Origin of the sequence: Thermosynechococcus sp. HN-54 (assembly GCF_023650955.1) — a bacterium.
Classification (GTDB): domain Bacteria; phylum Cyanobacteriota; class Cyanobacteriia; order Thermosynechococcales; family Thermosynechococcaceae; genus Thermosynechococcus.
Genome location: NZ_CP098039.1, coordinates 1,673,408 through 1,699,231 on the forward strand (window position 1 = coordinate 1,673,408; position 25,824 = coordinate 1,699,231).

Genomic DNA, 25,824 nt, shown 5'->3' on the forward strand with positions numbered 1-25,824 from the left:
GCTATGACAGAATCTACGGCTGACGAGAAAGCAATTGTTCAAAACTACTTCAACACGACCGGGTTCGATCGCTGGCGGCGCATCTATGGCACCGAACAGGTGAGTAAGGTGCAAGCGGATATCCGCATCGGACACCAGCAAACAATTGATACGGTGCTGGCATGGCTGAAGGCCGATGACTCCCTCAAGGGTAAACTGATTTGTGATGCGGGCTGTGGTGTCGGCAGTCTAAGTATTCCCCTTGCCAAGCTAGGAGCACGGGTCTATGCCAGTGACATTTCCGAGAAGATGGTGGCAGAAGCTCGCGATCGCGCCGCTGCTCAGTTGAATGGCCACCATGAATTGATCCTGAGTGTCAGTGATCTAGAAGCGTTGCGGGGACAATATCACACCGTCATCTGCCTTGATGTCCTCATCCACTATCCCGACAGCCAAATGGCAGGGATGCTAGCCCACTTGAGTTCCTTGGCCATGGAGCGGCTCATTCTCAGCTTTGCCCCCAAAACACCAAAATATATGCTGCTTAAGAAGATTGGTGAATTCTTCCCTGGCTCCAGCAAGGCCACCCGTGCCTATCTCCACAGCGAGGAATTTATTGTCGGCATTTTGCGGGACTTGGGTTGGCGGATTGAGCGCAATGCGATGACGAAAACCCGTTTTTACTTTTCGCGACTTCTAGAGGCAGTACGAGCCTAAATGACGAACCTCAACCTAAGCTTGGCAGAACTGCAAGCCTTGGGGCGCCAGTGGGGAACATGGCTGCCGCCGGGGACGGTGCTCTTGTTAACGGGAGATCTAGGGGCAGGGAAAACCACGTTTGTGCAAGCCTTGGGGGAGGGATTGGGTATTGCGGATGTCATTCAAAGCCCCACCTTCACCCTGATTCAGGAATACCCTGAAGGGCGTGTGCCCCTCTATCACTTTGATCTCTATCGCCTTACCCCCGCTGAGGTGGCGGAACTGGCCCCGGAACGCTATTGGCTTGGGGAAGAAATTGATCTAGGGATTGTTGCCATTGAGTGGCCCGATCGCTTGCCAACATTGCCCCTAGACTATCTTAGGCTCCAGCTTCAACGGCAGCAGGATCGCACCCATCTAACCTTAGAGGCTGTAGGGGCAGCGACAGCGCTGTTGCCCAAGTGCTTAAATCTCTAAGGGCGCGATCGCGATAGGCGGCATAGCGCAAGGCCTTTTGGCGAACTTTTTGTTCTAAGGGTGGCAAAATGCCAAAGTTAGGCGGCATTGGCTGAAAGGTTTTGCTGTCAGCGGTACTGATGTAGTGGAACAGCGCACCAGCCATGGTTGTCGGTGGCAAGACAAGAGGCGCCAGACCCCGTGCCAAGCGAGCCGCATTTGTTCCTGCTAGCCAGCCCCCCGCTGCCGCCGCCGTATAACCTTCAGTGCCCGTAATTTGACCTGCCGCCAAGAGGGTGGGGCGATCGCGAAACTGGAGACTCGGGGTCAGCAACTTCGGCGCATTTAGGAAGGTATTGCGGTGCATCACCCCCATGCGCACAAATTCCGCCTGCTCCAAACCCGGAATCATCCGAAAGACCCGCTGCTGCTCGCCCCAGCGCAGATTGGTTTGAAAACCGACCAAGTTCCACAGCTGACCGTGGTGATCCTCTTGGCGCAGTTGTGCCACCGCATAGGGACGCTCTCCCGTATGGGGATCTCGCAAGCCCACAGGCTTCAAAGGCCCAAACCGCAGCGTATCCACCCCTCGCCGCGCCAACTCCTCTACGGGTAAGCAAGCCTCAAAAAATTGAGCATTCTCGCGCTCAAAGTCCTTCAAGGGTGCCTGCTCGGCTTCACAGAGCGCCTGCCAAAAGCGCTGATATTCTTCAGCAGTGAAGGGACAGTTGAGATAGGCCGCTTCCCCTCGGTCGTAGCGGGAGGCCAAAAAGGCCACCTCACGGTTAATGGACTCCCCAATCACAATTGGGCTGGCGGCATCAAAAAAGCTGAGGTAGTCCAGTCCGGTAAAGCGTTGGAGATCCGCACTCAGAGCCTCACTGGTGAGTGGCCCCGTGGCCAACACTACAATCCCGCTTTCTGGGAGGCGGGGTAGTTCTTCGCGCCGCAATGTCACAAGGGGATGGCTTTCGAGGGTTGCAGTCAACTCACGGCTAAATTGGGCGCGATCCACCGCTAGAGCACCCCCGGCGGGCACTTGATGGCGATCGGCAGTGGCAATAATCAACGACCCGAGGGCACGTAGTTCATAGTGTAATAACCCCGTGGCGCGATCGCTGGCCTTGGCACCAAAGGAATTACTGCACACCAACTCTGCCAACTCCGCCGTATGGTGAGCTGGACTGGCCACTTGGGGGCGCATTTCATACAGCACCACCGGCAGACCCGCACGGGCAATTTGCCAAGCCGCTTCGGTACCGGCTAAACCACCGCCAATGACCGTAATCGGTTCCATTCCTATCCTTCTGGGGGAGACTCCACTGCAACGTCTGAGGTGGGTAACGCCTCTGCGGCCTCTGCTTCTGGCTTAAAGACCAAACGCAGCAGGGGTGGTGCAACGAACGTGGTCACAATCACCATCACGATAATGCCGGCATCTAGGGCCTTCGAGAGCACACCACTGGCCGACCCGACAGCCGCAAAAATCAACCCTACTTCACCGCGAGGCACCATACCAATACCAATGGCCCAACGGTTAATTCCCGGCTGACCAAAGACGGTTGCCCCTGTTACCACCTTACCAACAATGGCCACAACTACAAGGAACGAAGCAATAATCAGACCCGCACGATTGGCCGGTTCTAAGGGATTGAGGACACTAATATCAGTGCGTGCGCCGACACAGACAAAGAACACCGGCACCAGCATATCGGCAATGGGTAAAATCTGCTCCTCCAGCTCCCGCCGCTTCTCTGTTTCTCCCAAGACCAAGCCAGCAGTAAAAGCACCGAGAATCGCTTCCAGTTGCAGGATCACAGCCACATAACCAAGGACAAAAGCAAAGATTAGGGAGGGAATCAGCAAGTTACCGCGGGTCGTCAGGCGATCGACCATCCCCAAAAAGAAGGGACTCAGTAGCCGCCCCACGACGACAGACCCCACCAAAAAGACTACAGAGCTAATGATCAAATAGATCACATTGCTGATCTCGACCGTGCCCGTTTTGGCTAGACTGGCCACCACTGCCAGCACAATAATGCCGAGAATGTCATCGAGAACTGCTGCCCCAATGATGATTTGACCTTCTGGGGAAGTGAGGCGTTGAATTTCCGCAAGGACTTTGGCCGTGATCCCAATACTGGTTGCCGTCAGAGCTGCCCCCGCAAAGATAGCGGGTACCAAGTCCACATGAAAGAGCGTTACGAGGCCGAAAGTTCCCGCAACAAAGGGAGCCACCACCCCCACCACGGCGACGACAGCCGCTTGGGGACCCACCTTGAGCAAGCCCTCTAAATCCGATTCCAATCCAATCTCAAAGAGCAGGATCATGACGCCAATTTCCGAGAGTACCGAAATGACTTCGCTGGCAGTATTGGCAACCACGGAAGCCACGCTGCCATCCATACCTGCCGTCTGTTGAATAAAGGTGGTCAGGACAGAGGGTTCCGTTGGCCCCCCTTCGGAAAAAACCAACAGGTGCAAGACGGAAATACCAACAACCACACCTCCTACCAGTTCGCCCAGTACCGGTGGAAAGTTAATGCGGGCACAAATTTCACCGCCGACTTTGCTGGCAAAGTAGATCACCACTAGACTTAGCAGAACAGCCGCCAAGATCAATGGACCTGCTTCCGCCAAGTTCACTGATTCTGCTGCAACATCAGCAAGAACAGGTTGAAAAAGTGACGTTATCAAGGGCATAGCAGCAAATGTTAAAAACTCTTTAACTCAGTTAAGCACGCCTTCCCCTTCTGCTCAACCTTGAATTGACACTGAACGGAACTGGGCTCTTTGTTGTCTAACTGCAATCGGATTTCAACATGGTTACCATAGTCTTTTATACGGGCGATCGCCCTAGCCTTTAGGAAGGCGTATTCTATTTGTCGAAGACAACTCGTGGCACAGTTCGCAGTGTCGTTGGCAATGTGTTTATTCTCGATGATGGTACTGGCCAAGTGATTGTGGATGCGGAGCCACGTCGGTTTCACCAAATCAATTTTTGTTTTCAGTCATTGCTAGCCAAAAGCCGCCTAGAATCCAGGCCAGTTCTATTACTGATTCTTGGGCTAAGCCATGAGTTTTTCTAAACTTTCCGTGAAAGGATTCTTGGTATAGTAGAAGCGTTTACGAACTACTGTTCACTCGTCATTGGGTCAGCCATGCTACTGAAGTCCACGACACGCCACGTTCACATCTATGCCGCTCATGTGGTTGATGGTGAAGTTCATCCTGATACAGAAACGCTGACGCTAAATGTGGATCCCGATAACGAGTTGGAGTGGAATGAGGCTGCCCTAGCGAAGGTGGAAGCCAAATTTCAGGAGCTGGTGGCGAATGCCGCAGGGGAAGACTTGACGGAATACAATTTGCGGCGGATTGGCTCGGACTTGGAGCACTTTATTCGCTCGTTACTGATGCAAGGGGAAATTGGTTACAACCTCAATAGCCGTGTGCGCAACTACAGTCTGGGGATTCCCCGTGTGAATCACTCCTAGATTTATTCATCCTCAATCGCGAATCATTCAACAGGTACTTTGATAGCGGCATTTCTCGCTACAGCCCTTAAATATTGGGATGTATAAAGGGACTGCTGTCCTCTCCCCTAGGGGCTCCCGTAGTTTCGTGTGTGTGGTCTCTTTAGGACAAGGGCTGTGTTTGGCCGTCAATTGGCCCAAAAAAAGAGGCCATTACTGACCTCAAAATGACACTTTGACCGCTGAAAATTGGGAGAGAGTTAAGGTCTAGAGAAGACCCCAGAAGTGAAGCACGCCTTGTTTGGTGATCAGTTCTGTAAGTAGCGCTGCCACAAAGCCAATCATGGCGAGGCGACCGTTCCAAATTTCAGCTTGGGGGGTGAATCCAAACACCCATGCGTTGCGATCTTCAGCTTTGATGGTTTTGGTATCTTCCATGGTTTTGACTCCTGATCGAACCCTGTACCCTCACTGTAACAATTCTTTACCAATCGCGCAACATCTCTTAATATATTTTTCTCTATTGCTGCCCTAGAGGGCGATCGCGGTATCCCCAATTCCTAATCAATCACGGTGGCCATCTTCACGTTCTCTAACTTGGCAAGGATTTGCGGCTTGTAATTTTCAAACTCCGTCTTGAGGAGATTGCGGCTTACAGCTGGTGGTGCAGAACTGGGCAGGCTTTTACTCGTCTGGAGCCAATCCCGCAGGAGTTGTCGCTGGAAGGTGGCGATGGTAAACATGCGTACATTAATGCAGTGTTGCGGATCCTCAAGGGAGAAAAAGAGCAGGGGATAGTAGCCTGTCTCCGCTAATAAAACACACAGTTCCTGATTGCGGGGGAGTTTCATATCAAGGTAACAGGGCAACCAGCGGGGACCTTGCTTGGGGTCGTAAATGGCAGTAATCCAGAGGATCATCGGATGGGGACTGGTGGTAAAGAGAAACTGGTTGTAGCGAATATTCAGCATCCGCCGATCAATTTCTGCCCGAGGTAGCATCACCCAGAGCGAGGCCGCTGATTCCCGCTGCGCATACAAGGGCATGGGAAAGACAATTTCGGCGACCGGTTTATCCGCAGGCCAAACACTTTGCCAGCAGACTTCTTCAACGGTGGCAAGGGCAACTGGCGGTTGAGACTGGCGTTCTGGGGGCTGCGAGATTTTTGCTGCGGCGGCGTCTAGCCCCGGCTGGGTCACTCGACCACCGCCAAACTGTTCCTCAAGGGCTGTTAGGACTTTGATAATTTCACCGACGTTTTGGGGGCGATCGGCAGGTGATTTGGCCATACAGGCCATGATTAATTCCTCAAGCACAGGAGGCAGATGCAACCCCGGATTCGCGACATTGAAGGGGATTGGCTTTTGAAAGTGGTGTGCCTTAAACCAACTACCAATGGAGTGGGTTTCTGCCTGAATGGGCATCTTACCTGTGAGTAGCTCATACATGGTGATGCCAAGACTGTAGATGTCAGAGCGGTGATCCAATTCCCGCCCCTCAATTTGCTCTGGGGAACAGTAGGCCAAGGTCCCCATGAAGGAAGAGGTTTGCCCTTTCTCAGAGACATCTCCCAAAAATTTGGCAATGCCAAAATCCAACACCTTAGCCAGTTCCCCCATCGTGCCATTTTGAATCACAAGGACATTGCTGGGTTTGATGTCACGGTGAATAATCGGGCATTTTTGGCCTTCGATAATAATTCCCTCATGGGCCACCTGAAGACCAAGGCACATATGGCGTGCAATTCGCAGAAATCGGCTTAAAGGCAGGGGTTCTTCTAGGAGCAAATCACTGAGGTTTTCGCCTTCCAAAAATTCCATGACGTAGAAGGGAATTTCCTCGTTGTTCATGCCGTAGTCGAGCACCCGCACCACATGCATACTCTTCTGGCCAAGGAGGGCGCCTGCCCGCGCTTCCTGAGCAAAGCGGGTTTTCATGCGATCATTGAGGAGTGTTTGCGAGAGGAATTTAACGGCAACGGGAACACCACCAAGGAGAATGTCCTCTGCGCGATAGACCCGCCCCATTGAGCCTTTGCCAATCAGCTCCGTCAGTCGATACCGATTCATAAGAACTTGGCCAATATTGGTGTCGCAGTGCGGTTCTGACATAAGCTGCCTCAGGGGGAAATCGGCTAACGAGATCGCAAACAGGCAAAGATTGCGTACCTAGGTCGTTAATGGGTGTCGATCTTACACCTCATATTATCTCTGGAGTCTTAAGGTTCTGTTTGATCCATTCGGGCGATCGCCAATATTGTCAGGGGAGACTTCATCAAAAGTTGCTTAACATTGGTTTGTTAACATTTGTAGCCCTCTAAGCATTGGAAACCCCTAGCCAAGACATCAGAGAAGAACTGGTAATCTGAATTTCCGTGTTGAGATCAGGCAGGGGAATTAAAGACAACGCCACCGCTACAGGAAATTTCCCCCACCGATTGCCAGTGGTTCGCAGGATAGATATGTACCTGATCGACTGCGCCCCGTCGCCAACTGCGCCACATCTCACTGGCAGCGCAGTCATAGAGCTGATACCCTTCAGGAATGGCTGCATGGGTAAAGGACATTAGTTGCGCTTTACTCTGGGCAAGGTCAGGAAAAAAGGAGGCATGGATCAATGCTTGTCGCAGGGACTCCCAAGCATCGCAATAGCGCTTAACCATTACCAGCGGCTGTCCATTTTCCCTTTTACTGGTGGCAATGACGCCACCTTTGTTCTCGACCAGCTGCAATGTCCCCAACACTGACTCAATGCGATAGCTGGGATTCGAGGCGAGGCTCTCAGCGCCATTGACCACATCGGCAACAAAAACAGCAAACAACTCGCTGTCATCCATGAAGGCACTCCTGATTCCGTTTTTCTCTTAGTTTAACCAGTTCACTTTGTCACTCCGCTAGAAGAGAGCCAGCCAAGCATTTTTTGCTTTTTCAGGATTAAAATATCTGCGAAAATTTCCTTTCTGAGGCGATCGCAAACCTCCGTATAATCATGGATTGATAAGGTAGTTGCATGGCTGCCTTCACTGGACTCTTATGCAGGGGTATCTCCCACACTCTGACTGCTTTGAGATGCTTTGACTTCTGAGGTTAACCATGAAATATCGCATTTTAATGGCGACTCTGCTGGCGGTATGTTTAGGGATTTTTTCCTTGAGTGCACCCGCCTTTGCCGCAAAACAGACTTTAACCTATGACGATATTGTCGGTACTGGTCTGGCCAACAAGTGCCCTACGCTTGATGATACGGCACGGGGTGCTTACCCCATTGATAGCTCCCAAACCTATCGCATTGCCCAACTGTGCTTGCAGCCGACGACATTTTTGGTCAAGGAAGAGCCTAAGAACAAACGCCAAGAGGCCGAATTTGTTCCCACAAAACTGGTGACCCGCGAAACCACAAGCTTGGATCAAATTCAAGGGGAACTCAAGGTCAACAGCGATGGCAGCCTCACGTTCATAGAGGAGGATGGGATTGATTTCCAGCCAGTGACCGTGCAAATGCCCGGTGGCGAGCGCATCCCACTGCTGTTTACGGTGAAAAACTTGGTGGCGAGCACTCAGCCCAACATTAGCAGCATCACCACTTCAACGGATTTCAAAGGGGAATTCACCGTCCCTTCCTACCGCACTGCTAACTTTCTTGATCCCAAAGGACGGGGCTTGGCCTCTGGTTATGACTCAGCGATCGCCATTCCCCAGGGCAAAGAAGAAGAACTGGCTCGCGCCAACGTCAAACGCTTCTCGCTTACCAAGGGTGAAATTTCTCTGAATGTGGCGAAAGTGGATGGCCGCACGGGTGAAATTGCTGGCACCTTTGAAAGTGAGCAACTCTCCGATGATGATATGGGTGCCCACGAACCCCACGAAGTGAAAATTCAAGGGCTATTTTACGCCCGTATCGAACCAGCCTAGGTCTCGATAAACCCATGGCGACTCTTTTAGAGGTAAGGGAACTGCGGGTCGCCTACCCCACACCGAAGACATCATCTGCTGCAACGTTCGTAGTGGATGGTGTTTCTTTTTGTGTGGCAGCAGGGGAACGGTTTGGGCTAGTGGGAGAGTCAGGCTGCGGCAAATCCACAGTCGCTAAGGCCATCTTGCAGTTGCTGCCATCGGGGTCACAGCTGGCTGGGGAAATTATGCTTCAGGGGCAATCGCTTTGGGGATTAACGTCAGCGCAGTTGCGCCGTCTGCGGGGCGAGCAAATTGGCTTGGTCTTTCAGGATCCAATGACCCGCCTCAACCCGCTCATGAGTATCTATGGCCACTGCGATGAACTTCTGCAGAGCCATTGGCCACATCTGACTTGTGCCCGGCGGCGGCAGCGGATTGTTGAGGTGCTCGATCGCGTGAGAATTCCCGCCAATCGTCTGCCCCAGTATCCCCATCAGTTTAGTGGCGGCATGCGCCAGCGGGTGGCGATCGCCCTTGCGTTGCTGTTGAACCCTCCCTTGATCATTGCCGATGAACCGACGACGGCTCTTGATCTCACGGTAGCAGCGGAAATTCTCGATGAACTCAGCCGCCTTTGCCAAGAGGAACAGCGGGGACTACTTTTGATTTCCCATGATCTGACATTGATGGCCAAGTATTGCGATCGCCTTGCGGTGATGCACCAAGGCAAGATTGTTGAACTGGGAGCGGCTCGCCAAGTCCTGCAACAGCCACAGCACCCCTATACCCAATCCCTCCTCGCTGCTACCCGCGTTACTCCTAGAGAGTCTCCCCCATTGGACTCTGCTCCCGAACTCCTGCAAGTTCACAATTTACAGCGGCACTACCGCTTGGGGGGATGGCTACAACCACAAACCACAATTCGCGCAGTGGATGGCGTCGATCTGACGTTGCGCCGCGGAGAAACCCTTGGCCTCGTGGGCGAATCTGGCTGTGGCAAAAGTACCCTTTCCCGCTTGATTCTGCAACTGATTCCCGCCACTGCCGGTGAAGTGGTCTTTTTGGGGCGTAATTTAACTCAATTGCCAGCGGCACAACTGCGCACAGCCCGCCGCGATCTGCAAATGATTTTCCAAGACCCCCATGCCTGCCTCAATCCGAAAATGACCGTGGGGCAAAACTTGCTGGAGCCACTGCTGATTCACCGGCTGATGGAAAAAGAGGCTGCCCGAGACCGGGTACGCGAGATGTTGGCACAGGTGGAATTAACCCCCAGTGAAGTGTATGTCCATCGCTATCCCCATGCCCTATCGGGGGGACAACGCCAACGGGTGGCGATCGCCCGCGCCCTGATTACCCAGCCGCAACTGGTGGTCTGTGATGAACCGGTGAGTATGCTCGATGCCCATATCCAACGGCAGGTGCTGGCGCTGATGCAGCAGTTAAAAGAGCAATTGCAACTCACGTATCTCTTTATTACCCACGATCTGGCGATCGCCCGCAGTTTTTGCGATCGCATTGCCGTAATGTATGCTGGCAAGATTGTTGAACTGGCTCCTACCGCGCAATTATTTGCCCAGCCGCAGCATCCCTACACGCAAAAACTCCTTGCCGCAGCGTTGTAGTCTCTCTTAACGATTTTTTCCCCATTTCTTAGGCAAACCCTAACCCAACTTTCCTAAGGTATGAACTGGCAACCTAGAGTGGACGAACTCCCATCAACAACTACCCATGGGTGAATACTTTGGTGATCTGTTACCCCGTGTCCTAGGCCGACGCACTGTACTGAAAACTGCCCTTTTTGGGGCGGCGGGTTTAACCCTTGCAACCCTGACTAAAGGGTGTGCCACTGCACCAGCTTTAGGCTTTCCAACGATTTACCCCAACACGGACGATAAAATTACGTTGCCTGAGGGCTTTGAGCATGGGGTGGTGATTCGCTGGGGGGATGCCCTCGATGGCGGTGAAAACTTGAATTGGAATCGCATTCACCAAACAGTCACCGAAGCGGATGTCCAGCGGCAGCAGCAGTGCTTTGGCTACAACTGTGATTTTGTTGGCTATCAGACCACACCCGATGGCAAGCACTTACTCGTGGTTAACCATGAGTACACGAACCCTGAACTGATGTTTCAAACGGTGGGCGATCGCCCCAATCAATGGCAAGCAGCCCTTCAGCGAGAAGCCCATGGACTCTCCATTGTCGAGATTGCTAAAAACACCAATGGCGGCTGGCGGTACGTAAAAGCCTCTCCCTACAACCGTCGGATTACGGGTTCAACCCCCTGTAACATTTCTGGCCCTGCCAAAGGTCACCCCCTGCTCAAAACGGCTGCTGATCCTACGGGCACACGCGTCAACGGCACACTCAATAACTGCTCAGCGGGCAAGACCCCTTGGGGCACCGTACTCACCTGTGAGGAAAACTTCCATACCTACTTTGGGGGTAGTGATAGCAACCTCACGGGCATGGTGAAGGAGCTGCATAAACGCTATGACATTCCCAGCGATCGCGCCGATCGCTATGGCTTTTATCTCTATGAAGATCGCTTCAACATCGCGAAGGAACCCCAAGAGGCCTTTCGCTTTGGCTGGGTTGTGGAGGTGGATCCCCTCTCCCCCGATCGCCCACCCATTAAACGCACAGCCCTAGGACGCTTTCGCCATGAGGCGGCGACAACGGTGATTGCCCCCGATGGACGAGTGGTGGTGTATATGGGGGATGATGAACGCTTTGAGTATGCCTATAAATTCATTACCAAGGGCAAGTACCAAGCCAACAATCGCGCCGCCAACTTGACCCTGTTGGACGAGGGGGAACTCTACGTTGCCCGCTTCAAGGATGATCTCACGGGTGAATGGCGAGCGATCGCCCGCGTTGAGGGCAGCACAATTACCCCCAACCCCAATCTGCCGACAGCCTTTCAACAGGATCCTGCCCTCTGTTTTATTTACACTCGCGCTGCCGCCGATGCCCTAGGGGCAACGAAAATGGATCGACCCGAGGACTTCGAGTGGAATCCCGTCACCAAAAGTGTCTGGCTAGCACTGACCTACAACGAGAAACGCAAGGCCAAGGCCACGGATGGCGCCAATCCCCGTCCTGAAAATGTGATGGGGCATGTGATTGAAATCATTGAGCAGGGGAATAACCCAACCGCCTTGCAGTTTCAGTGGCGTTTGCCGTTGCTCTGTGGAGATCCCACCGCCCCAGAACAGAACCGCCAGTTAGTGCTTTATGGTGAACCCACCAACCCAAAAATGCCGCCAATCTCAGCACCCGATAACTTAACCTTCGATCGCGCTGGCAATGTCTGGATTGCCACGGATGGCAATGGCGGGTCAACCCGCTTGGGCAAAAATGATGGCGTTTATGTCCTCAATCCCTATCGACGCGAACTGAAGATGTTCCTCTCTGGTGTGCCTGGCTGTGAAATTTGTGGCCCTGAATTTAGCAGTGACTATCAAACCTTCTTCTGTGCTATTCAGCATCCGGGGGAAGGGGCAAAATCCACTGCTGAGGTTCCCACTCGCTGGCCCTATGGAGAAGAAGTAGTCGTGCCTCGCCCTGCCGTGATTGCCGTGTGGCGCCCAGATGGTCGGGAAGTTTCAGCTTAGGGCTTGCGCGAAGAATAGCGATTGATCCCTTCGGGACGCAGGGGTACGACGGGAGCAGCCCGGCGGCGGTGGGTTCTAGACGTTGTGGCGCGAGTGTTTGTCGCACTGGGGAAGGCAATCACCTCTGCCGGCTGCGCTTCACGGGCACAACGAATCAACAGGCCAGCGATCGCTAGACTGGCCATAATTGAACTACCGCCATAGCTAAAGAGAGGAAAGGGCAGTCCCGTTGTCGGCAGGAGTCCAATGGCCACACCAATATTAATTAGGGCTTGCAGGAGCATGAGCACTGTGGCTCCCAAAGCAATCAATTGCACCAAGGCATCCCGCGCCTGCATGATCACCCGCATGCCCAGCCAGCCATAGGCCGCTAACAAAGCCAACAGGAGCAGACAGCCCACCAATCCCGTTTCCTCAGCATAAACGGCAAAAATAAAATCCGTGTGCTGAATCGGTAAGTAGGAAAGCTTTTGTTGTGAAAAACCATAGCCTGCTCCCCAAACCCCCCCGGAGGCAACCGCCAATAGACTCTGTACCAGTTGGTAGCCATCCCCCATTGCATCTGCCCACGGGTTCAGGAACGACATCACGCGCCGTCGCTGATACTCGTTAATGCTGATACTCAGCACCGCTAAGCCAAGTCCACTCATGGCCGTCAACAGCAGGGGCGCCAAGGGTAAACCTGCACCAAGGGCCATCAACCATAACGTCATGCCACAGAGGGCGGTGGTACTGAGGTTGGGTTGAATTAAAATCCCCAGCAGTGTCAGGGCAAAGGCCGTTAACCAAAAGCAGCGCGCCTTCAGATGCAGCCGCCGCCAAGAACTAAAGACCCAAGCCGCTTGCAAAACTAAAAAAGGCTTCATCATCTCCGAGGGCTGGAGTTGAAAAGAACCAAGACTAATCCAGCGTGTCGCTCCCATCACCGTCGTTCCCACCCCCGGTAGTCGGGTTGCCCAGATGAGCAGCAGAAACAAAAAGAACCCCGGAATCGCCATCTGGAGCGATCGCCGCAGCGGCAGCCGCAGAAACACTTGAAACCCTATCCAGCCAAGGGCAAGCCACAGCAGTTGACGTGTAAAGTAGTACAGCCCATCCCCTGTTTCGGCCAAGCCCACGGGAAAACTAGCGGAAAAGAGCACCACCAAACCAAGGGCAATCCAGACAAGGGTCAACCAGTGGAGCAATCGCGCTTCCAGTGTCCACTGTTGCAGGTCGCGATCGCCAAAGGGAAGAAAACGCCACCACTTCACGCTCAGATGACCCTCACTGGCACCTGCCACTATAGGAACAGTACAACCCTTTTCACAAGAATGGCAAAAGCTCGAAAGCACAATGGCCACGGGGGAGAAGAGTGCCTTCCCTCCATCTATCTCATATTCTGGAAAAGGACTGTATCTAATCTTAATCTGGCACAATTGTTATGCATCTTTTAGAGCGATCGCCCGTGACTGTGCCTACCATTTCTGAACGCTTTGAGCAATGTCGTGCCCGTCAACGCTGTGCCCTGATTCCCTTTTTGACTGCTGGCGACCCTGATTTAGAGACCACGGTTGCTGCCCTCAGAGCCTTGGATGCCCATGGTGCCGATGTGATTGAACTGGGGATACCCTATTCGGATCCCTTGGCCGATGGTCCAGTGATTCAGGCAGCCGCCACCCGCGCTCTGCAACGGGGAACTCGCCTCGAGGCAGTGTTGGAAATGACAACGGACTTGCACCGCCAACTGAGGGTGCCGCTCATCTTATTTACCTACTACAATCCCATCTACCATTGGGGGGTCTCTTCATTTCTGAAAGCGGTTGCCCAGGCCGGGATCAAGGGCTTAGTGATTCCCGATCTGCCCCTTGAGGAAGCGGAACCCGTACTCGCTGAGACCGCCAATCTGGGTTTGGAATTGACACTGCTGATTGCGCCCACTACATCGCCCGAACGGATGCAGGCGATCGCCACCGCTTCCCAAGGCTTCATCTACCTCGTCAGCACCACGGGTGTCACGGGGATGCGCCAAGAAATGGCCAGTCGCGTTCAGGAACTGTTGCGCACGCTGCGGCAAATTACCCCCAAGCCCATTGGTGTGGGTTTTGGCATTGCCAGTCCAGAGCATGCCCGTCAGGTGCGCGATTGGGGTGCTGATGCTGCCATTGTCGGCAGTGCCTTTGTCAAACGTCTTGCGGAACCGGATCAGGGAGTCGCCGCTGTTGCCGAGTTTTGTCAGGCACTCCGAACGGCTCTCGATACCCCCTAGGGACGCACCGTCAAGGTAAAGTAAATGCCATCGGACTGTAAACTACGGGTTTGACCGGGCAGATCAATCAACGGCGCCGCATATTGAAACTGAATATCGAGGTTTGGGGTGGGTTGCACCAAGAGACCCAAGCCTAAGCCAGCAATCACATTGTTGGGCACAGCTCCCGCAGGATTACGGCTATTGTTCCAGACGACCCCCAGATCAAACAGCGGCCCAAGGGAAATGAGCGGACGGCGATTGGCAGTGCGCAGTACGGGAAAACGGGCTTCCCCAGAGAATCGCAGGCCATTATCCCCAGAGAGGGCATTGGTCGAGTAACCCCGCACCGACAGAGGCCCACCAATCACAAATTGGTGAAAGGGGAGCAGGCTATTGGGACTCAGTTGCACATCCGTGCGCAAAATCAAAAAGTTATCTGCCCAAAGGCGTTGCAGTCGCTGCCCCTGTCCCAGCCAGCTAAAGAAAGTACCATCAGGGGTCGGACTGGGGTTTTCTGTGGCGCCAAAGATCGGTAGGCCAAAGTTAAATTGCGAACGAAAGACCCATGCCCCTTGGGTGTCGCGGCGAATATACTCTTGGGTGAGTTCAAGAACACGGGTGGCACTATAGCCCGATGGATCAGAGCCAATGGAAATGGAGGTTGGCACTCCCAAAACAAAGGTTTGCCCCGACTGCATTAGGAAGCCAATGCCAAAGGCCAGTTCCTCACGGATATTGCGAATCACCGGTTGGCGAAAACTGGCTTGGTAAATCGCGGACTCACTGCGGATATCAAAAGCCGCGAGCGCAGGTGGACGAGTAATTTCGCTATCGGCTTGGACAGTGCGAATCGTGAACGTGCCATTCAGGGCGTTGAGGGGGAGGCTGTAGCCAAACTCCACAGTGTTGGACGCCCCCCAGTCAAATGTGCCAAGGTTGTTGCCAATGGCGTAGGAGCCGTAAATGCTATCGCCACGACCACTGAGGTTGCTGTGACCCAAAAAGACAGTGGCACGGTTGGGGGCGATCGCCGGCGGGCTGTTGTTATCCAAACCAAAGGCAGCGTTGAACCAGTTGGCAGGCACCACCCGTACCACCAAAATACTGTCTTGGGGAGTTGTACCGGGTCGCAAACTTGCCGAAAGATTGGCAAAGAGGGGATCCGTCCGTAAGAGGCGCAACTGCTCCTCAAGGCGATTGGAATTCAGAGGCACACCAGCGCCGAGGGCAATGCGGCTGCGAATATACCGCTGGAGAATTCCTTTATTGCCTTCAATGCGGATCTCCTCTAAGCGACCCTCAAGCACCTGAATTGTAATCACGCCATCCCGTGCCACTTGCTCCCCAAGCACTGCGCGCGAGGTCAGATAACCTTTCTCTAGATAGAGTTTTGTGATGGCATCGGCTGCGCCCTGTAGCTCTGCTAGCGTGACCTGACGCCCTTCAAGAGGCTTGAGAATGGGATCAAATTCCGCTGGCCCAAAGACGGTGCTGCCTTCAACAATAATTTTTTGTACAGGTATTAAAATAGTTTCAGTTTCCGGGGTCGGGCTAGGCAGTGAGGAGGGCGGTTCAAGAACTGGCGCTGGTGTTGGTGATAACGGGGCTGGATCAGGTAGCGGTGGCTGAATGTCCTGTTGCGTCGGGGTGATGATGGGAATCGCCACCGCAGGTGTCGTTGTGCCTGTGCTGCCGAGAATTGCAAAAATAGTGACGGGTGCAAATAATTTTGTTTTCACGTCCTCAACCCCAATGTTCGTTATAGTATTTCGCTGATTGCGCCTGTGATAAGCAACCTAAGACAAGCAATTGATAGAAAAATCCCATTCTTATGATGGGCAGGCACCCAACATTGGCGTGAGGAGTGGTCTTTGCCTTCAGATTCTAGCGGATGACTGAAAAAAAGCGGTACTGTCATGCCCCATCGTGGGCGATCGCCCCCATCCCCTATCAACGTGATTCAAGCGGGGGGAAGTGCCGTTTCAGCAGTGCCATCAGGGGTATCAACGAGGGCAGATTCATCAATGGCCAAATCAAACCAAAAGGTACTGCCGACACCCACCTCACTAATCAAATGAATCTGGGTATTGTGTTTGTGAATAATGTCTTGAACAATTGCCAGTCCTAGCCCCGTGCCTTCGAGGGTATGCACGCGATTCTCAACACGGAAGAAGCGTTCAAAAACGCGGGGTTGATCCTCTGGAGCAATGCCCATGCCCGTATCTGCCACCTCAACCCGCACCCGTTCTTGTTCTGGATCGCTAGGGGGATGCCAGACATAGGCCCGAATCGTCACTCGCCCTCCCTCTGGGGTAAATTTGAGGGCGTTGCCAATCAAGTTTGTCAGGGCGCCAATGAGTAGGTCGTAGTTCCCCCAAACCGGTGGCAGGGGGTTTTCCACCTCGGCAGTCAGGGTAATGGACTTATTGGCAGCATTGAGTTGATAGGTGCGCATAATCTGATCAATCACCTGCGCCATCTGCACCGAGCCAAACTGATAGGGACGCCCCGACTCAAGGCGGGAAATGTCTAAGAAATCATTCACAAGGCGGGTCAGGCGATCAGTTTCGTGATTCGCAGTTTCCAGAAACTCCTGCTGCTCTTTTTCACCAAGGCTACTGCCATATTCTAGGATGGTTTCAATAATTGACTTGATGTTAAACAAAGGCGTGCGCAACTCGTGGGAAACATTGCTGATTAACTGGGCTTTGGCTTCGTTGAGTTCTACCTCGCGGGTAATGTCTTGAATCGTAATTGCAATGCCCTTGGGTTTTTCCCGCTGCACATCCATCACCGTTGTCAGCAAAATGCGTACCGATCGCGAGCTGGGTTCTTGGAGCGTGACCCGAAATTCTCCGCCTTCCGATTCACCCTTAGAGGCCTTGTAAAGGGGGCAGGTGAGTTTTTCACACACAGGTGCTGGAAAACAGTTCAGGGCATTTTGACCAATGACGTTCATGCCTTCCCAATTGAAAAGGCGCTGTGCTGTGGGGTTCACCAAAATAATCCGCATGTCAGTATCCAACAGGATCGCCCCATCGGCAATGGTGGAAACCAAGGTATCTAGCTTGGCTTTTTCGGCTTGGAGTTCTTCAATGTTTTGAGCTTCGTAGGAGGCAAGCCGCTCGGCCATGTCATTAAAGCTGGCAATCAACTCCCCTAGTTCACCGCCAAAGGGCAGGTTAATGCGTTGCTTAAAATTGCCAGCGGCAATGTTTTTCACCCCTTGTACGAGTTCTTTGATGGGTTGGGTAATCGTCAGGGCATTGAAAACCCCGCCTAAAATCACCATGATCCAAAGGGATACAAACACGGCAATTGTCAGATCGCGGGTAAGATTGGCGGAGGCAATAAAGGTTTGGTTGGGATTAATGCCCAAAGCCACGACCCCTAAGTTTTCGCCGTTAAATGTCAAGGGGACAAAGACATCGGCCACAAGACCATCGGGGGTTTGGTGTTGGCGCACAAGGGGTTCTTGGCTAGCGCGGTAGGTTTCTGGCAGTTGAATGCGGCGGCGCAACGTCAGCGCGCTTTCCACTTGGGGAGCAGAGTAGGGGAGGCCATAGTAAATTTCGCCGTCGGGATCGGCATAGAGAATGTAGCGAATACTGGCACTGCGTTCGTAGAACTTACGGGAAAATTCAGCGACAGCGGCGGTATCTCCCTTGGCTACGAGGGGCGCTACATCGGCCGCTAAGAGTAACCCCAAATCCCGACCATAGCGGGTGTCGTTGAGATGGGCATTGGTTTGAATGGTATTGACCGCCCAAAAGGTGAGGCCACTCATGATGATGGAGACCACGAGTGTGGCTGTGGCCATGAGGCGGGTTTGAATCTTGAATTCTGACCACCAGCGGGCGATCGCCCGCACTTTGTCGCTAAACCCCCCTTGTTCTGTGTCTGTTTTCAAAACTGCCATGCTGTTTAAGGTACCGAAAAATTTTCCCTGATTCTACGGGATTTTGCTTACATTTTTATTGTGGCATCTGAGAGCGGTTCTAAGCGGGCAAACTCTTCAATGCGACGGCTATAGCGGTGCAGCATCTGCTCACTCCACGTGGCATCCGGACTATTCACATAGAGGTGTACCAATGGCTCGCTCGCATCGGGAAGAACGAGAACCCAATGATCCGTGTTAGGTTCGCCAATTTTCACACCATCAATGAGGCTCAAATGGTTGCGGGGATGGGTTTCCACTAAGTGGCGCATCAAGGATCCTTTGGCAATCCACGGACAGCGAATCGCGCGGTGATAGTAGTGGACGTGGGGCAGTTCTTGACGCATCACCGTTAGGGGCTTGCCAATCAGTGCCAGCAGTTCGATCAGGGTCGCGATCGTAAACATGGCATCGAAGCCCGGATGCAGTTGCGGGAAGATAAAACCGGTTTCTGCGGAACCGCCAAGGACAACGCCACTGTGGTGTTGGCAGGCTTCCATGAGATCAGTCGGGTTGGTGCGACTGCGGATAATTTGCCCGCCCTGTTGGCGAGCGATCGCCTCCACCGCACTAGAGGTTGTCACGGGCACGACCACTGTCCCTCCCGGATGGGTTAAGAGCATCAAGTAGGTCATCAGCGCTGTGAGTTCTTGATCGCTAAAAACTTGACCAGCATTGTCCACCAGTGTTAAGCGTTCGCCATTGGCTGACACTTGTACCCCCAAACTGGCGGAAAGCGCAGTCACAACTTGTCCTAATTCCCGCAATAGCCGCTGTCGCTCCAAGATATTCAAGGGAGTCGGGTGCAGCGTCGCATTGAGAACAACGGCATCACAGCCAAACTTGCTAAGGATTTGGGGCAAGACCACCCCAGAAACGGCATAGGCATAGTCAATGACAATTTTGGCAGGGCTACCATAAAACACTTGGGTATTCAGCCATTTTTCAAAGCCTTGGGCGTAGGCGGCAACGCAGTTGTTGGGATGGGTCATGACCCCAACATCCGTGAGCAGGGCACGGCGAATATCTTCGCGGAAGTAGGCGGTTTCAATTTGCCGTTCCTTGGCTTTGCTGAGGTTAATTCCTTTGTGGTCAAAAAACTCAATCAAGAGCTGATCGGCGCGATCGGGATGGGCACGCACATGGATGCCACCACTGACAGATAGAGTTTGAGCTGCAAAACGGGCAATGGGGAGAGCGATCGCCTCCAAATTCAGAACATGAATCCCCACCGACATCAGACCCGACATCAGGGCATGAGCCACCATCCGCGACACATTGCGCTGATCCCGCGATACCAAGACACTGGTTCCCGGTTCAAGGATTGAGGCATAGGCTGCCGCCAGCCGCACAGCAAACTCCGGCGTGATGTCCACATTAGCGACACCAGCTACCCCCCGCTGCCCAAAGAGATAGCGCTGCCCCGTTGTGCCCCAGATCAGGCTTTCATTAACAATCGCACCCGCTTCAATGCGTTTGCCCGGCCAGAGCCGCACCCCCTGACTGAGGCTGGCTTCTTCCCCTACCACACAGCGACTACCAATAATCACCCCTTCGTGTAGTGTCACATGGCGATCGACATGGACATGGCGAGCTAAAATGCAATGCTCTAATTCACTGTCATCCCCAATAAAACAGCCACTCCAAGCCACCACTGAGCGCAACTGACTGCCATTGCCAACAATCACGTTATCCCCCAAGATCGTCCCCGCCCCAAGGGTGACCCCCGCACCAAAGCGGCAGTTATTGCCCAAGACCAGCGGCGCCTCTAGCTGAACCGTTTGCGGCAATGTGGTGTTGTGCCCTACCCAAATTTGCGGCTGAACTTCGTGCCCCTGAATTTCCAAGTGCACGCGGCCATAGAGGGCATCCTGTTGTACCTGTTGATAGGTTTGCAGACTGCCCACATCACACCAGTAGGCATCGGTCACATAGCCATACATCGGCACATCTGCCTGCAACAGCAATGGAAATAAATCCCGCGAAAAATCCCGCTCAATACCGCTATTGAGGTAGTCCATGACAGCAGGGCTAAGAATGTAGATGCCCGTATTCACCGTATCCGTAAAAACTTCCCCTGCTGAGGGCTTCTCTAGAAAGCGCCGCACCCGTCCGTCACTGTCGATAAAAACAATCCCAAACTCCTTGGGCTGGGGTACACGAGCAAGCATCAGGGTCACTGGGGCGCCGTGCTGGTGATGAAAACGTAGGGCATCTGTTAAATCAATGTCAGTAATACTATCGCCGCTAACTACCAAGAAGGGATCCGTAAGGAGAGTGGCGATGTTTTTTACTGAACCTGCCGTCCCAAGAGGTTGCTCTTCTTCAACCACATAGCTGAGATGCACACCAAATTCACTACCGTCGCCGAAATAGTCCCGCACCACATCAGGGAGATAGTGCAATGTCATGACCACATCGTCCAAACCATGGCGGCGCAGCAGATTGAGGATATGCTCGGCAATGGGACGATTGACCACCGGCACCATGGGCTTAGGTAGATCGCAAGTGAGAGGACGCAACCGAGTTCCGCTTCCTCCTGCCATGAGGACGACTCGCACAGTTTTCTCCTTTGTGAAACCTCACCCTAGTATCTCAGTGTAGGAGAGGATTCAAGGCTAAAGGGGACTCATTGAGGAAACTGCAATGATTTTTGATATTACTTAATTGGGTTTGGATTTGAAAGACTGGTAGTCATATTGAAAGAGAGCTTAAAGGTGAGGTAGAGTTATTTATATTCTGCCTCATCACCTGTTATAAATTGTAGAAGTCTGTTTAGATACTAAATGGAAATCGGTTAATTTTCCAATCACCATTTTCAAAAGCTATAGTAAGATAATCCAGCTCACTTAGGTAATGATCACCCTTAAATTTTCTATAAAGCGGTAGGAGAGAAACCTTATGATAGTATTTATTAAATACAAGTTTCTTGAACCTAATTATTTTTCTTGCTTGAGATAACTGGTTGTTCACTTCATGAGTGCATTTATAACTACATGATAGCTTAGAAATTATTTTCTTCATTTCAGAATGACATTGCTGATTGAATATTTTTGCACGGTTACTATCATGCAATCTATACCCTCCTAACATACAGTCGACGTGATAAATATTTGTGTGTAAGAAAAAGCGAGACCATAGCTCACCATCAACCATGAATTCATAACTTTCATCAATAAACCCACCGGTTTTTTCCCAGAGACTACGTCTCCAGAAGACTGATTCTTGTTGAATCCATGCATAGTTTCCTAAAAGGAAGTCATAAATATTCTTGTATACCTTACGTGTTTTGATTACTTTCCCTTCTACATTGTAATGAGTATGCCAACCTACTATCCATTCAACTTCTGGATGTCGCTCAAAAACTTGAGATACAACATAAAAGCACCAAGGTAGATACATATCATCTGAGTTAATCCATGCCATGATTTCGCCTGTTGCTTTGGCAAAACCTTTATTCAGAGCATTGCCATGACCAAGGTCTCGTTCACTCACCGCGTAATGTAGACAGTTTTCGTATTTTTTTATAATTTCAACAGATTCATCAGTACTACCACCATCAATAATTATATACTCTAAGTTAGGATAATTTTGGTTGACAACTGACTGGATGGTTGCTTCTAGGAACCGACCTTGATTGAAAGAAGGGGTAACAATAGAAATTTTTGGCAATTTCATAATTTAAGATAAGAGTTTTAATTATATGAACTCGATTTTACATTGCCTTGCAGCAGAAGTGTTGAATTCTGTAACAAACCTCAATATTCTAAGGGACAAGTAGCTCTGGCTGCCAATCAAAGCGCCAATGCACTATCGAGCAGCGACGACTGAGTTCCAGTTGCAAATATCGCAATTTGTCTAATCGCTTCCTGCCAAAATACTCAGGTATCTCCACTAGCTCTAAAATTAAATACGCAATCAAAACCCTATAAATCTGATTTATCACCCAATTCAAACTCTTCGTCATCAGCTTGTCTAATGATAGATGCATCTTTAGAAACTTCCATAAGTTCTCAATCGCCCACTGATGCCGATACAGCTCACTCACTTCCTCATCACTTAGATGCCTTAGATTCGTCGCAATACGAAACTCTGTTCCATTCTCATCAAAAAATTGAATCACTCGATATCTCTCATGATTAAACCTCATTCTCATGTTATTCTTGATACGCACAATAAATAAACACTTCCTCTCACTCAGGCTCTCTAAAAATTTCCAACTCGCAAATCCTCTATCCATGATGGTAACCGCATTCTCAGGGATCAGTTCTAAAATCTCGTCCTGAAAGCTCAGGTCATGTCTTCACTACCTGACCCGTAATGTTCTGCGTTAAATCAAATCCCGTGATCAGCTTCACTTGATGGTATTTTTAGAACCAAAAGAGTTTACTCGTCAGGGTAATGACGGTGGCATCGATAGGAAACAGCCTCAGACTGGAACAACGATGTCTCTTGCGAGCTTGAGACATGAGATGAGTGTAAATCGCCTCAAATAAGGTAGTTGTTCGAGTTTTGTTCCTCTTGAAAAACGTGGACATATCCACCGTAATCCCTGAATGATTCAAGCGATAAAATAAGGCTCTCATGCTGGTTAACCCTTGGTCGAGAACATAGGTCAACTAGATTTTGAAGAACAATTGCGAGTTGAGGACGGGGTAGTCACAAGGGCTGAGCTGCTTGAGAATGGACTTGACAAGGACTGAAAAAGATGCCATAGTAAGTTGTCTATTTTTTCTTCTTTTGAAGGAATAATACGGCATTTCTTCCCTTTTTTCTACCCTCTTAAACTATCTTTGAACACTTCGAGACTTCAGCCTAAGATTTGCGATAAAAAAACCTACCCTTGGTTGAGGGCAGGTTCAGCGTGACGATATAACGCGATCGCGCTTAGGCAGTAAAGCCGGCTTTATATTCGGCGATCGCTTCCTTCAGCAGTGCCTCAGCTTTTTCATCCAGTTTTTGGGTTGTACGGATAATTTCACCGTATTCTGGCTTATTGGTGTGCAGGTAATCGCGCAAACCAGCCACAAACTTGGACACCGATTCAACGGGAATATCGTCGAGGTAACCATTGGTACCGGCGTAGATGGTTGCCACTTGGTACTCCACCGGGATAGGGGAATATTGAGGCTGCTTGAGAATTTCCCGCAAACGTTGCCCCCGTGCCAGCTGGTTTTGGGTGGCTTTATCCAAGTCGGAGGCAAACTGGGCAAAGGCTTGCAACTCATCAAATTGCGCCAGTTCCAGCTTCAATTTCCCGGCCACCTGCTTCATGGCTTTGATTTGAGCAGCGGAACCCACTCGCGACACGGAAATCCCCGCGTTGATGGCAGGACGCAAGCCCGCGTTGAAGAGGTCAGAGGAGAGAAAGATTTGACCGTCGGTAATGGAAATGACGTTGGTGGGAATGTAGGCAGACACGTCGCCGGCTTGGGTTTCGACCACGGGTAGAGCCGTCATGCTGCCACCCCCAAGGGCATCGTTGAGTTTAGCGGCACGCTCCAGCAAGCGGGAGTGGAGGTAGAACACATCCCCAGGATAGGCTTCGCGACCGGGGGGACGACGCAGCAGCAGCGACATTTGCCGATAGGCTTGGGCTTGTTTGGAGAGGTCATCGTAGATGACGAGGGTATGCTTGCCTTGGTACATGAAATACTCTGCAATCGTGGCTCCAGTGTAGGGAGCAAGGTACTGCAACGCGGCTGGATCACTGGCGTTGGCAGCAATAACAATCGTGTAGTCCATAGCGCCCCGCTCCCGCAGCACGTTCACCACTTGAGCCACACTGGAGGCTTTTTGACCAATGGCCACATAGACACAAATCACGTCTTGACCTTTTTGGTTCAGGATCGTGTCAATGGCAACGGCTGTTTTACCGGTCTGGCGATCGCCAATGATCAGTTCCCGCTGACCCCGACCAATGGGAATCATGGCATCAATCGCCGTAATCCCTGTTTGTAACGGCTCACACACCGACTTGCGCTGAACAATACCCGGTGCCGGAGATTCAATGAGGCGGGTAGCCGTCGTGTGGATCTCCCCTTTGCCATCAATGGGGCGCATCAGCGCATCCACGACCCGACCAATCGCCCCTTCGCCCACGGGAATCGAGGCAATTTTGCCAGTGGCTCGCACAGTACTGCCTTCTTCAATACCGAGGCCATCGCCCATCAGCACCACCCCCACGTTATCCTCTTCGAGGTTGAGGGCAATCCCTACGGTGCCGTCTTCAAATTCCACCAATTCTGAGGCCATCACTTTGTCGAGGCCATAGACACGGGCAATGCCATCACCCACCTGCAAGACAGTACCGACATTATCGACTTTGATCGACTGTTCGTACTGCTCGATTTGCTGGCGAATAATGCTACTGATTTCGTCGGGTCGAATACTTACCATAGAAGTCGCTCTCAAGGGTTGAACAGTTTACAAAGGGGACGTTAGGCGGCTTGCGCCAAGGTGAGACTGAGGCGGCGGAGTTGACCCCGCAGACTAGCATCAAAGATTTGGGAGCCAACTTTAATCACCACGCCACCAATCAGTTCGGGATCGCAGGCAGTGACAAGCTCCACATCGGCAGCACCGGTCATGGCTTTGACCTTTTCGACCACTGCACGGTGTTGATCGTCGTTGAGTTCGACAGCACTGGTGACTTCCGCCAAGACCACATTGCGGAGCTTGCGCACAAGGGCACGATACTGCTCACAAATAGAGCCAAGAAAGTTAATGCGCCGCCGATCCACGAGCAACATTAAGAAGTTGAGGAAGTAGCCGTGCACCTTATCCACTGTCAACTGCCGCAGCACATTCTTTTTGGCCTCAGCCTTGATCAGGGGATTGGCAAGAAACTGTTGCAGTTCACTGGAGCTAGCAAGGAGTTCCAAAATTAACTGCGTGTCCTGCTGAAACTGATCAATGAGGTTGTGGGTTTGCGCCAACGACAGCAGCGCCTCGGCATAGGGTTCAACAAGTTCACCACGGACAGTGGTCTGCATCATTTGCCTCCTAGTAGGGCAATACTGCGATCAATAAGGGTGCGCTGAAGGTCTGGATTTTGGCTCAAACGCGCTTTGAGTTGGTTTTCGGCCTCTGCAAGTGCCATAGCGGCAATCCGCTCGCGAATTTCCGCGATCGCCCGCTCAGTGGCGGCACTGGTATCTTGGGAAGCCGTCTCCTTCAAGCGCTCAATTTCCCGCTTGGCTTGGGCAATAATTTCTTCTTTTGCAGCCTTGGCACGGGCGAGAGCGTCCTCGCGGATACGTTGAGCCTCCTGTTTAGCCTGAGCTAGTTTTTGCTGCTCTTCAGCGAGGCGGGCTGCCGCCACTTTCTGGCGTTCTTCTGCTTCAGCAATGGCGTTAGCAATCTGCTGCTGGCGATCGCCCAAGGTTTTGCCGAGGACACCGCGGCCAAAATACACCAATACCCCAATAATGATGGCAAGGTTGATCACATTGGTTTCGAGCAAATTGGTGTTAATGCCAAAATGCCCCGCTTCTTCCGTTGCCAATAGAAATACTGCGTCCATGACCCACACTC

Annotated in this window: 22 protein-coding genes and 1 pseudogene; 8 read left to right on the plus strand and 15 right to left on the minus strand. The window is 52.0% G+C overall.

The window, feature by feature from the left end; all coding sequences use genetic code 11:
* Window positions 1–3: 3 nt before the first annotated feature.
* Window positions 4–696 carry a magnesium protoporphyrin IX methyltransferase gene (bchM, locus tag NBE99_RS08125; RefSeq protein ID WP_250681597.1) on the plus strand — a complete coding sequence of 231 codons (693 nt, stop codon included), beginning with the start codon at window positions 4–6 and terminating at the stop codon, window positions 694–696.
* The gene (gene tsaE, locus NBE99_RS08130) at window positions 697–1,155 is read left to right on the plus strand and encodes a tRNA (adenosine(37)-N6)-threonylcarbamoyltransferase complex ATPase subunit type 1 TsaE (RefSeq protein WP_250681598.1); all 459 of its coding nucleotides are present in this window, start codon (window positions 697–699) and stop codon (window positions 1,153–1,155) included. It abuts the gene before it with no gap.
* On the opposite strand, the gene trmFO is transcribed toward tsaE, so the two are convergent.
* Window positions 1,058–2,431, minus strand: coding sequence for an FADH(2)-oxidizing methylenetetrahydrofolate--tRNA-(uracil(54)-C(5))-methyltransferase TrmFO (gene trmFO, locus NBE99_RS08135; protein ID WP_250681599.1), 1,374 nt, complete (start codon window positions 2,429–2,431; stop codon window positions 1,058–1,060). The genes tsaE and trmFO overlap by 98 nt on opposite strands.
* Before the next feature lie 2 nt (window positions 2,432–2,433).
* A complete protein-coding gene (locus NBE99_RS08140; RefSeq protein WP_250681600.1) occupies window positions 2,434–3,837 on the minus strand; it encodes a cation:proton antiporter in 1,404 nt (467 codons plus the stop codon).
* A 188-nt stretch (window positions 3,838–4,025) separates the two neighbouring features.
* Between NBE99_RS08140 and NBE99_RS13335 the strand changes: the two are divergent.
* A pseudogene (locus tag NBE99_RS13335) lies at window positions 4,026–4,133 on the plus strand (DNA-binding protein); the annotation flags it as partial.
* Between the two features lie 162 nt (window positions 4,134–4,295).
* On the plus strand, window positions 4,296–4,631 hold the full coding sequence (gene ndhM / locus NBE99_RS08145; protein WP_250681601.1) for a photosynthetic/respiratory NAD(P)H-quinone oxidoreductase subunit M: 336 nt from the start codon (window positions 4,296–4,298) through the stop codon (window positions 4,629–4,631).
* Window positions 4,632–4,877: 246 nt separating this feature from the next.
* Here the strand turns inward: ndhM and NBE99_RS08150 are convergent, their stop codons facing one another.
* From NBE99_RS08150 to NBE99_RS08160, 3 genes are all read right to left on the minus strand, one after another.
* Window positions 4,878–5,048 carry a chlorophyll a/b-binding protein gene (locus tag NBE99_RS08150; RefSeq protein WP_011056299.1) on the minus strand — a complete coding sequence of 57 codons (171 nt, stop codon included), beginning with the start codon at window positions 5,046–5,048 and terminating at the stop codon, window positions 4,878–4,880.
* A gap of 122 nt (window positions 5,049–5,170) precedes the next feature.
* The gene (locus NBE99_RS08155) at window positions 5,171–6,721 is read right to left on the minus strand and encodes a serine/threonine-protein kinase (protein WP_315897260.1); all 1,551 of its coding nucleotides are present in this window, start codon (window positions 6,719–6,721) and stop codon (window positions 5,171–5,173) included.
* Between the two features lie 272 nt (window positions 6,722–6,993).
* Complete coding sequence (locus NBE99_RS08160) at window positions 6,994–7,446, minus strand: hypothetical protein (RefSeq protein WP_250681603.1); 453 nt, start codon at window positions 7,444–7,446, stop codon at window positions 6,994–6,996.
* Window positions 7,447–7,702: 256 nt separating this feature from the next.
* Between NBE99_RS08160 and NBE99_RS08165 the strand changes: the two genes are divergently transcribed.
* The 3 genes from NBE99_RS08165 (at window position 7,703) to NBE99_RS08175 (ending at window position 12,121) form a co-directional block, all read left to right on the plus strand.
* Entirely contained in the window at window positions 7,703–8,521 is an 819-nt protein-coding gene (locus NBE99_RS08165; protein WP_250681604.1) for a photosystem II manganese-stabilizing polypeptide, read from the plus strand.
* A 14-nt stretch (window positions 8,522–8,535) separates the two neighbouring features.
* Window positions 8,536–10,128, plus strand: coding sequence for an ABC transporter ATP-binding protein (locus NBE99_RS08170; RefSeq protein WP_250681605.1), 1,593 nt, complete (start codon window positions 8,536–8,538; stop codon window positions 10,126–10,128).
* 106 nt (window positions 10,129–10,234) lie between these two features.
* Window positions 10,235–12,121: a PhoX family phosphatase gene (locus tag NBE99_RS08175; protein WP_250681606.1), complete on the plus strand. Its 1,887-nt coding sequence runs from the start codon at window positions 10,235–10,237 to the stop codon at window positions 12,119–12,121.
* On the opposite strand, the gene NBE99_RS08180 is transcribed toward NBE99_RS08175, so the two are convergent.
* Window positions 12,118–13,374: an FtsW/RodA/SpoVE family cell cycle protein gene (locus NBE99_RS08180; RefSeq protein WP_250681607.1), complete on the minus strand. Its 1,257-nt coding sequence runs from the start codon at window positions 13,372–13,374 to the stop codon at window positions 12,118–12,120. The genes NBE99_RS08175 and NBE99_RS08180 overlap by 4 nt on opposite strands.
* Before the next feature lie 200 nt (window positions 13,375–13,574).
* Here NBE99_RS08180 and trpA point away from each other — a divergent pair, with 200 nt between their 5' ends.
* Window positions 13,575–14,369, plus strand: coding sequence for a tryptophan synthase subunit alpha (gene trpA, locus NBE99_RS08185; RefSeq protein WP_315897326.1), 795 nt, complete (start codon window positions 13,575–13,577; stop codon window positions 14,367–14,369).
* Here the strand turns inward: trpA and NBE99_RS08190 are convergent.
* The 9 genes from NBE99_RS08190 to NBE99_RS08230 form a co-directional block, all read right to left on the minus strand.
* Complete coding sequence (locus tag NBE99_RS08190; protein WP_250681609.1) at window positions 14,366–16,090, minus strand: ShlB/FhaC/HecB family hemolysin secretion/activation protein; 1,725 nt, start codon at window positions 16,088–16,090, stop codon at window positions 14,366–14,368. The genes trpA and NBE99_RS08190 overlap by 4 nt on opposite strands.
* A gap of 221 nt (window positions 16,091–16,311) precedes the next feature.
* Window positions 16,312–18,270, minus strand: a complete 1,959-nt coding sequence (gene nblS / locus NBE99_RS08195) for a two-component system sensor histidine kinase NblS (RefSeq protein WP_250681610.1) — start codon at window positions 18,268–18,270, stop codon at window positions 16,312–16,314.
* Between the two features lie 47 nt (window positions 18,271–18,317).
* Complete coding sequence (locus NBE99_RS08200) at window positions 18,318–20,849, minus strand: mannose-1-phosphate guanyltransferase (protein WP_250681611.1); 2,532 nt, start codon at window positions 20,847–20,849, stop codon at window positions 18,318–18,320.
* A 214-nt stretch (window positions 20,850–21,063) separates the two neighbouring features.
* Window positions 21,064–21,966 carry a glycosyltransferase family 2 protein gene (locus NBE99_RS08205; RefSeq protein ID WP_250681612.1) on the minus strand — a complete coding sequence of 301 codons (903 nt, stop codon included), beginning with the start codon at window positions 21,964–21,966 and terminating at the stop codon, window positions 21,064–21,066.
* An 88-nt stretch (window positions 21,967–22,054) separates the two neighbouring features.
* A complete protein-coding gene (locus NBE99_RS08210) occupies window positions 22,055–22,528 on the minus strand; it encodes a transposase (RefSeq protein ID WP_250681613.1) in 474 nt (157 codons plus the stop codon).
* A 130-nt stretch (window positions 22,529–22,658) separates the two neighbouring features.
* Complete coding sequence (locus NBE99_RS08215; RefSeq protein ID WP_250681614.1) at window positions 22,659–22,907, minus strand: hypothetical protein; 249 nt, start codon at window positions 22,905–22,907, stop codon at window positions 22,659–22,661.
* 268 nt (window positions 22,908–23,175) lie between these two features.
* Window positions 23,176–24,687 (minus strand): F0F1 ATP synthase subunit alpha, encoded by a 1,512-nt coding sequence (gene atpA / locus NBE99_RS08220; protein WP_250681615.1) that lies wholly within the window; start codon window positions 24,685–24,687, stop codon window positions 23,176–23,178.
* A 41-nt stretch (window positions 24,688–24,728) separates the two neighbouring features.
* Window positions 24,729–25,286: an ATP synthase F1 subunit delta gene (gene atpH / locus NBE99_RS08225; RefSeq protein ID WP_250681616.1), complete on the minus strand. Its 558-nt coding sequence runs from the start codon at window positions 25,284–25,286 to the stop codon at window positions 24,729–24,731.
* Window positions 25,283–25,813, minus strand: coding sequence for a F0F1 ATP synthase subunit B (locus NBE99_RS08230; RefSeq protein WP_250681617.1), 531 nt, complete (start codon window positions 25,811–25,813; stop codon window positions 25,283–25,285). The genes atpH and NBE99_RS08230 overlap by 4 nt, the downstream gene beginning before the upstream one ends.
* Window positions 25,814–25,824 lie beyond the last annotated feature (11 nt).

Coding starts and splice junctions, on each gene's coding strand:
- ndhM (WP_250681601.1), top strand. CDS start 4,296: ATGCTACTGAAGTCCACGACACGCCACGTTCACATCTATGCCGCTCAT.
- NBE99_RS08210 (WP_250681613.1), bottom strand. CDS start 22,528: ATGGATAGAGGATTTGCGAGTTGGAAATTTTTAGAGAGCCTGAGTGAG.
- atpA (WP_250681615.1), bottom strand. CDS start 24,687: ATGGTAAGTATTCGACCCGACGAAATCAGTAGCATTATTCGCCAGCAA.
- NBE99_RS08160 (WP_250681603.1), bottom strand. CDS start 7,446: ATGGATGACAGCGAGTTGTTTGCTGTTTTTGTTGCCGATGTGGTCAAT.
- trmFO (WP_250681599.1), bottom strand. CDS start 2,431: ATGGAACCGATTACGGTCATTGGCGGTGGTTTAGCCGGTACCGAAGCG.
- NBE99_RS08165 (WP_250681604.1), top strand. CDS start 7,703: ATGAAATATCGCATTTTAATGGCGACTCTGCTGGCGGTATGTTTAGGG.
- NBE99_RS08175 (WP_250681606.1), top strand. CDS start 10,235: ATGGGTGAATACTTTGGTGATCTGTTACCCCGTGTCCTAGGCCGACGC.
- NBE99_RS08155 (WP_315897260.1), bottom strand. CDS start 6,721: ATGTCAGAACCGCACTGCGACACCAATATTGGCCAAGTTCTTATGAAT.
- NBE99_RS08205 (WP_250681612.1), bottom strand. CDS start 21,966: ATGAAATTGCCAAAAATTTCTATTGTTACCCCTTCTTTCAATCAAGGT.
- atpH (WP_250681616.1), bottom strand. CDS start 25,286: ATGATGCAGACCACTGTCCGTGGTGAACTTGTTGAACCCTATGCCGAG.
- nblS (WP_250681610.1), bottom strand. CDS start 18,270: ATGGCAGTTTTGAAAACAGACACAGAACAAGGGGGGTTTAGCGACAAA.
- bchM (WP_250681597.1), top strand. CDS start 4: ATGACAGAATCTACGGCTGACGAGAAAGCAATTGTTCAAAACTACTTC.
- NBE99_RS08140 (WP_250681600.1), bottom strand. CDS start 3,837: ATGCCCTTGATAACGTCACTTTTTCAACCTGTTCTTGCTGATGTTGCA.
- NBE99_RS08150 (WP_011056299.1), bottom strand. CDS start 5,048: ATGGAAGATACCAAAACCATCAAAGCTGAAGATCGCAACGCATGGGTG.
- tsaE (WP_250681598.1), top strand. CDS start 697: ATGACGAACCTCAACCTAAGCTTGGCAGAACTGCAAGCCTTGGGGCGC.
- NBE99_RS08170 (WP_250681605.1), top strand. CDS start 8,536: ATGGCGACTCTTTTAGAGGTAAGGGAACTGCGGGTCGCCTACCCCACA.
- NBE99_RS08230 (WP_250681617.1), bottom strand. CDS start 25,813: ATGGACGCAGTATTTCTATTGGCAACGGAAGAAGCGGGGCATTTTGGC.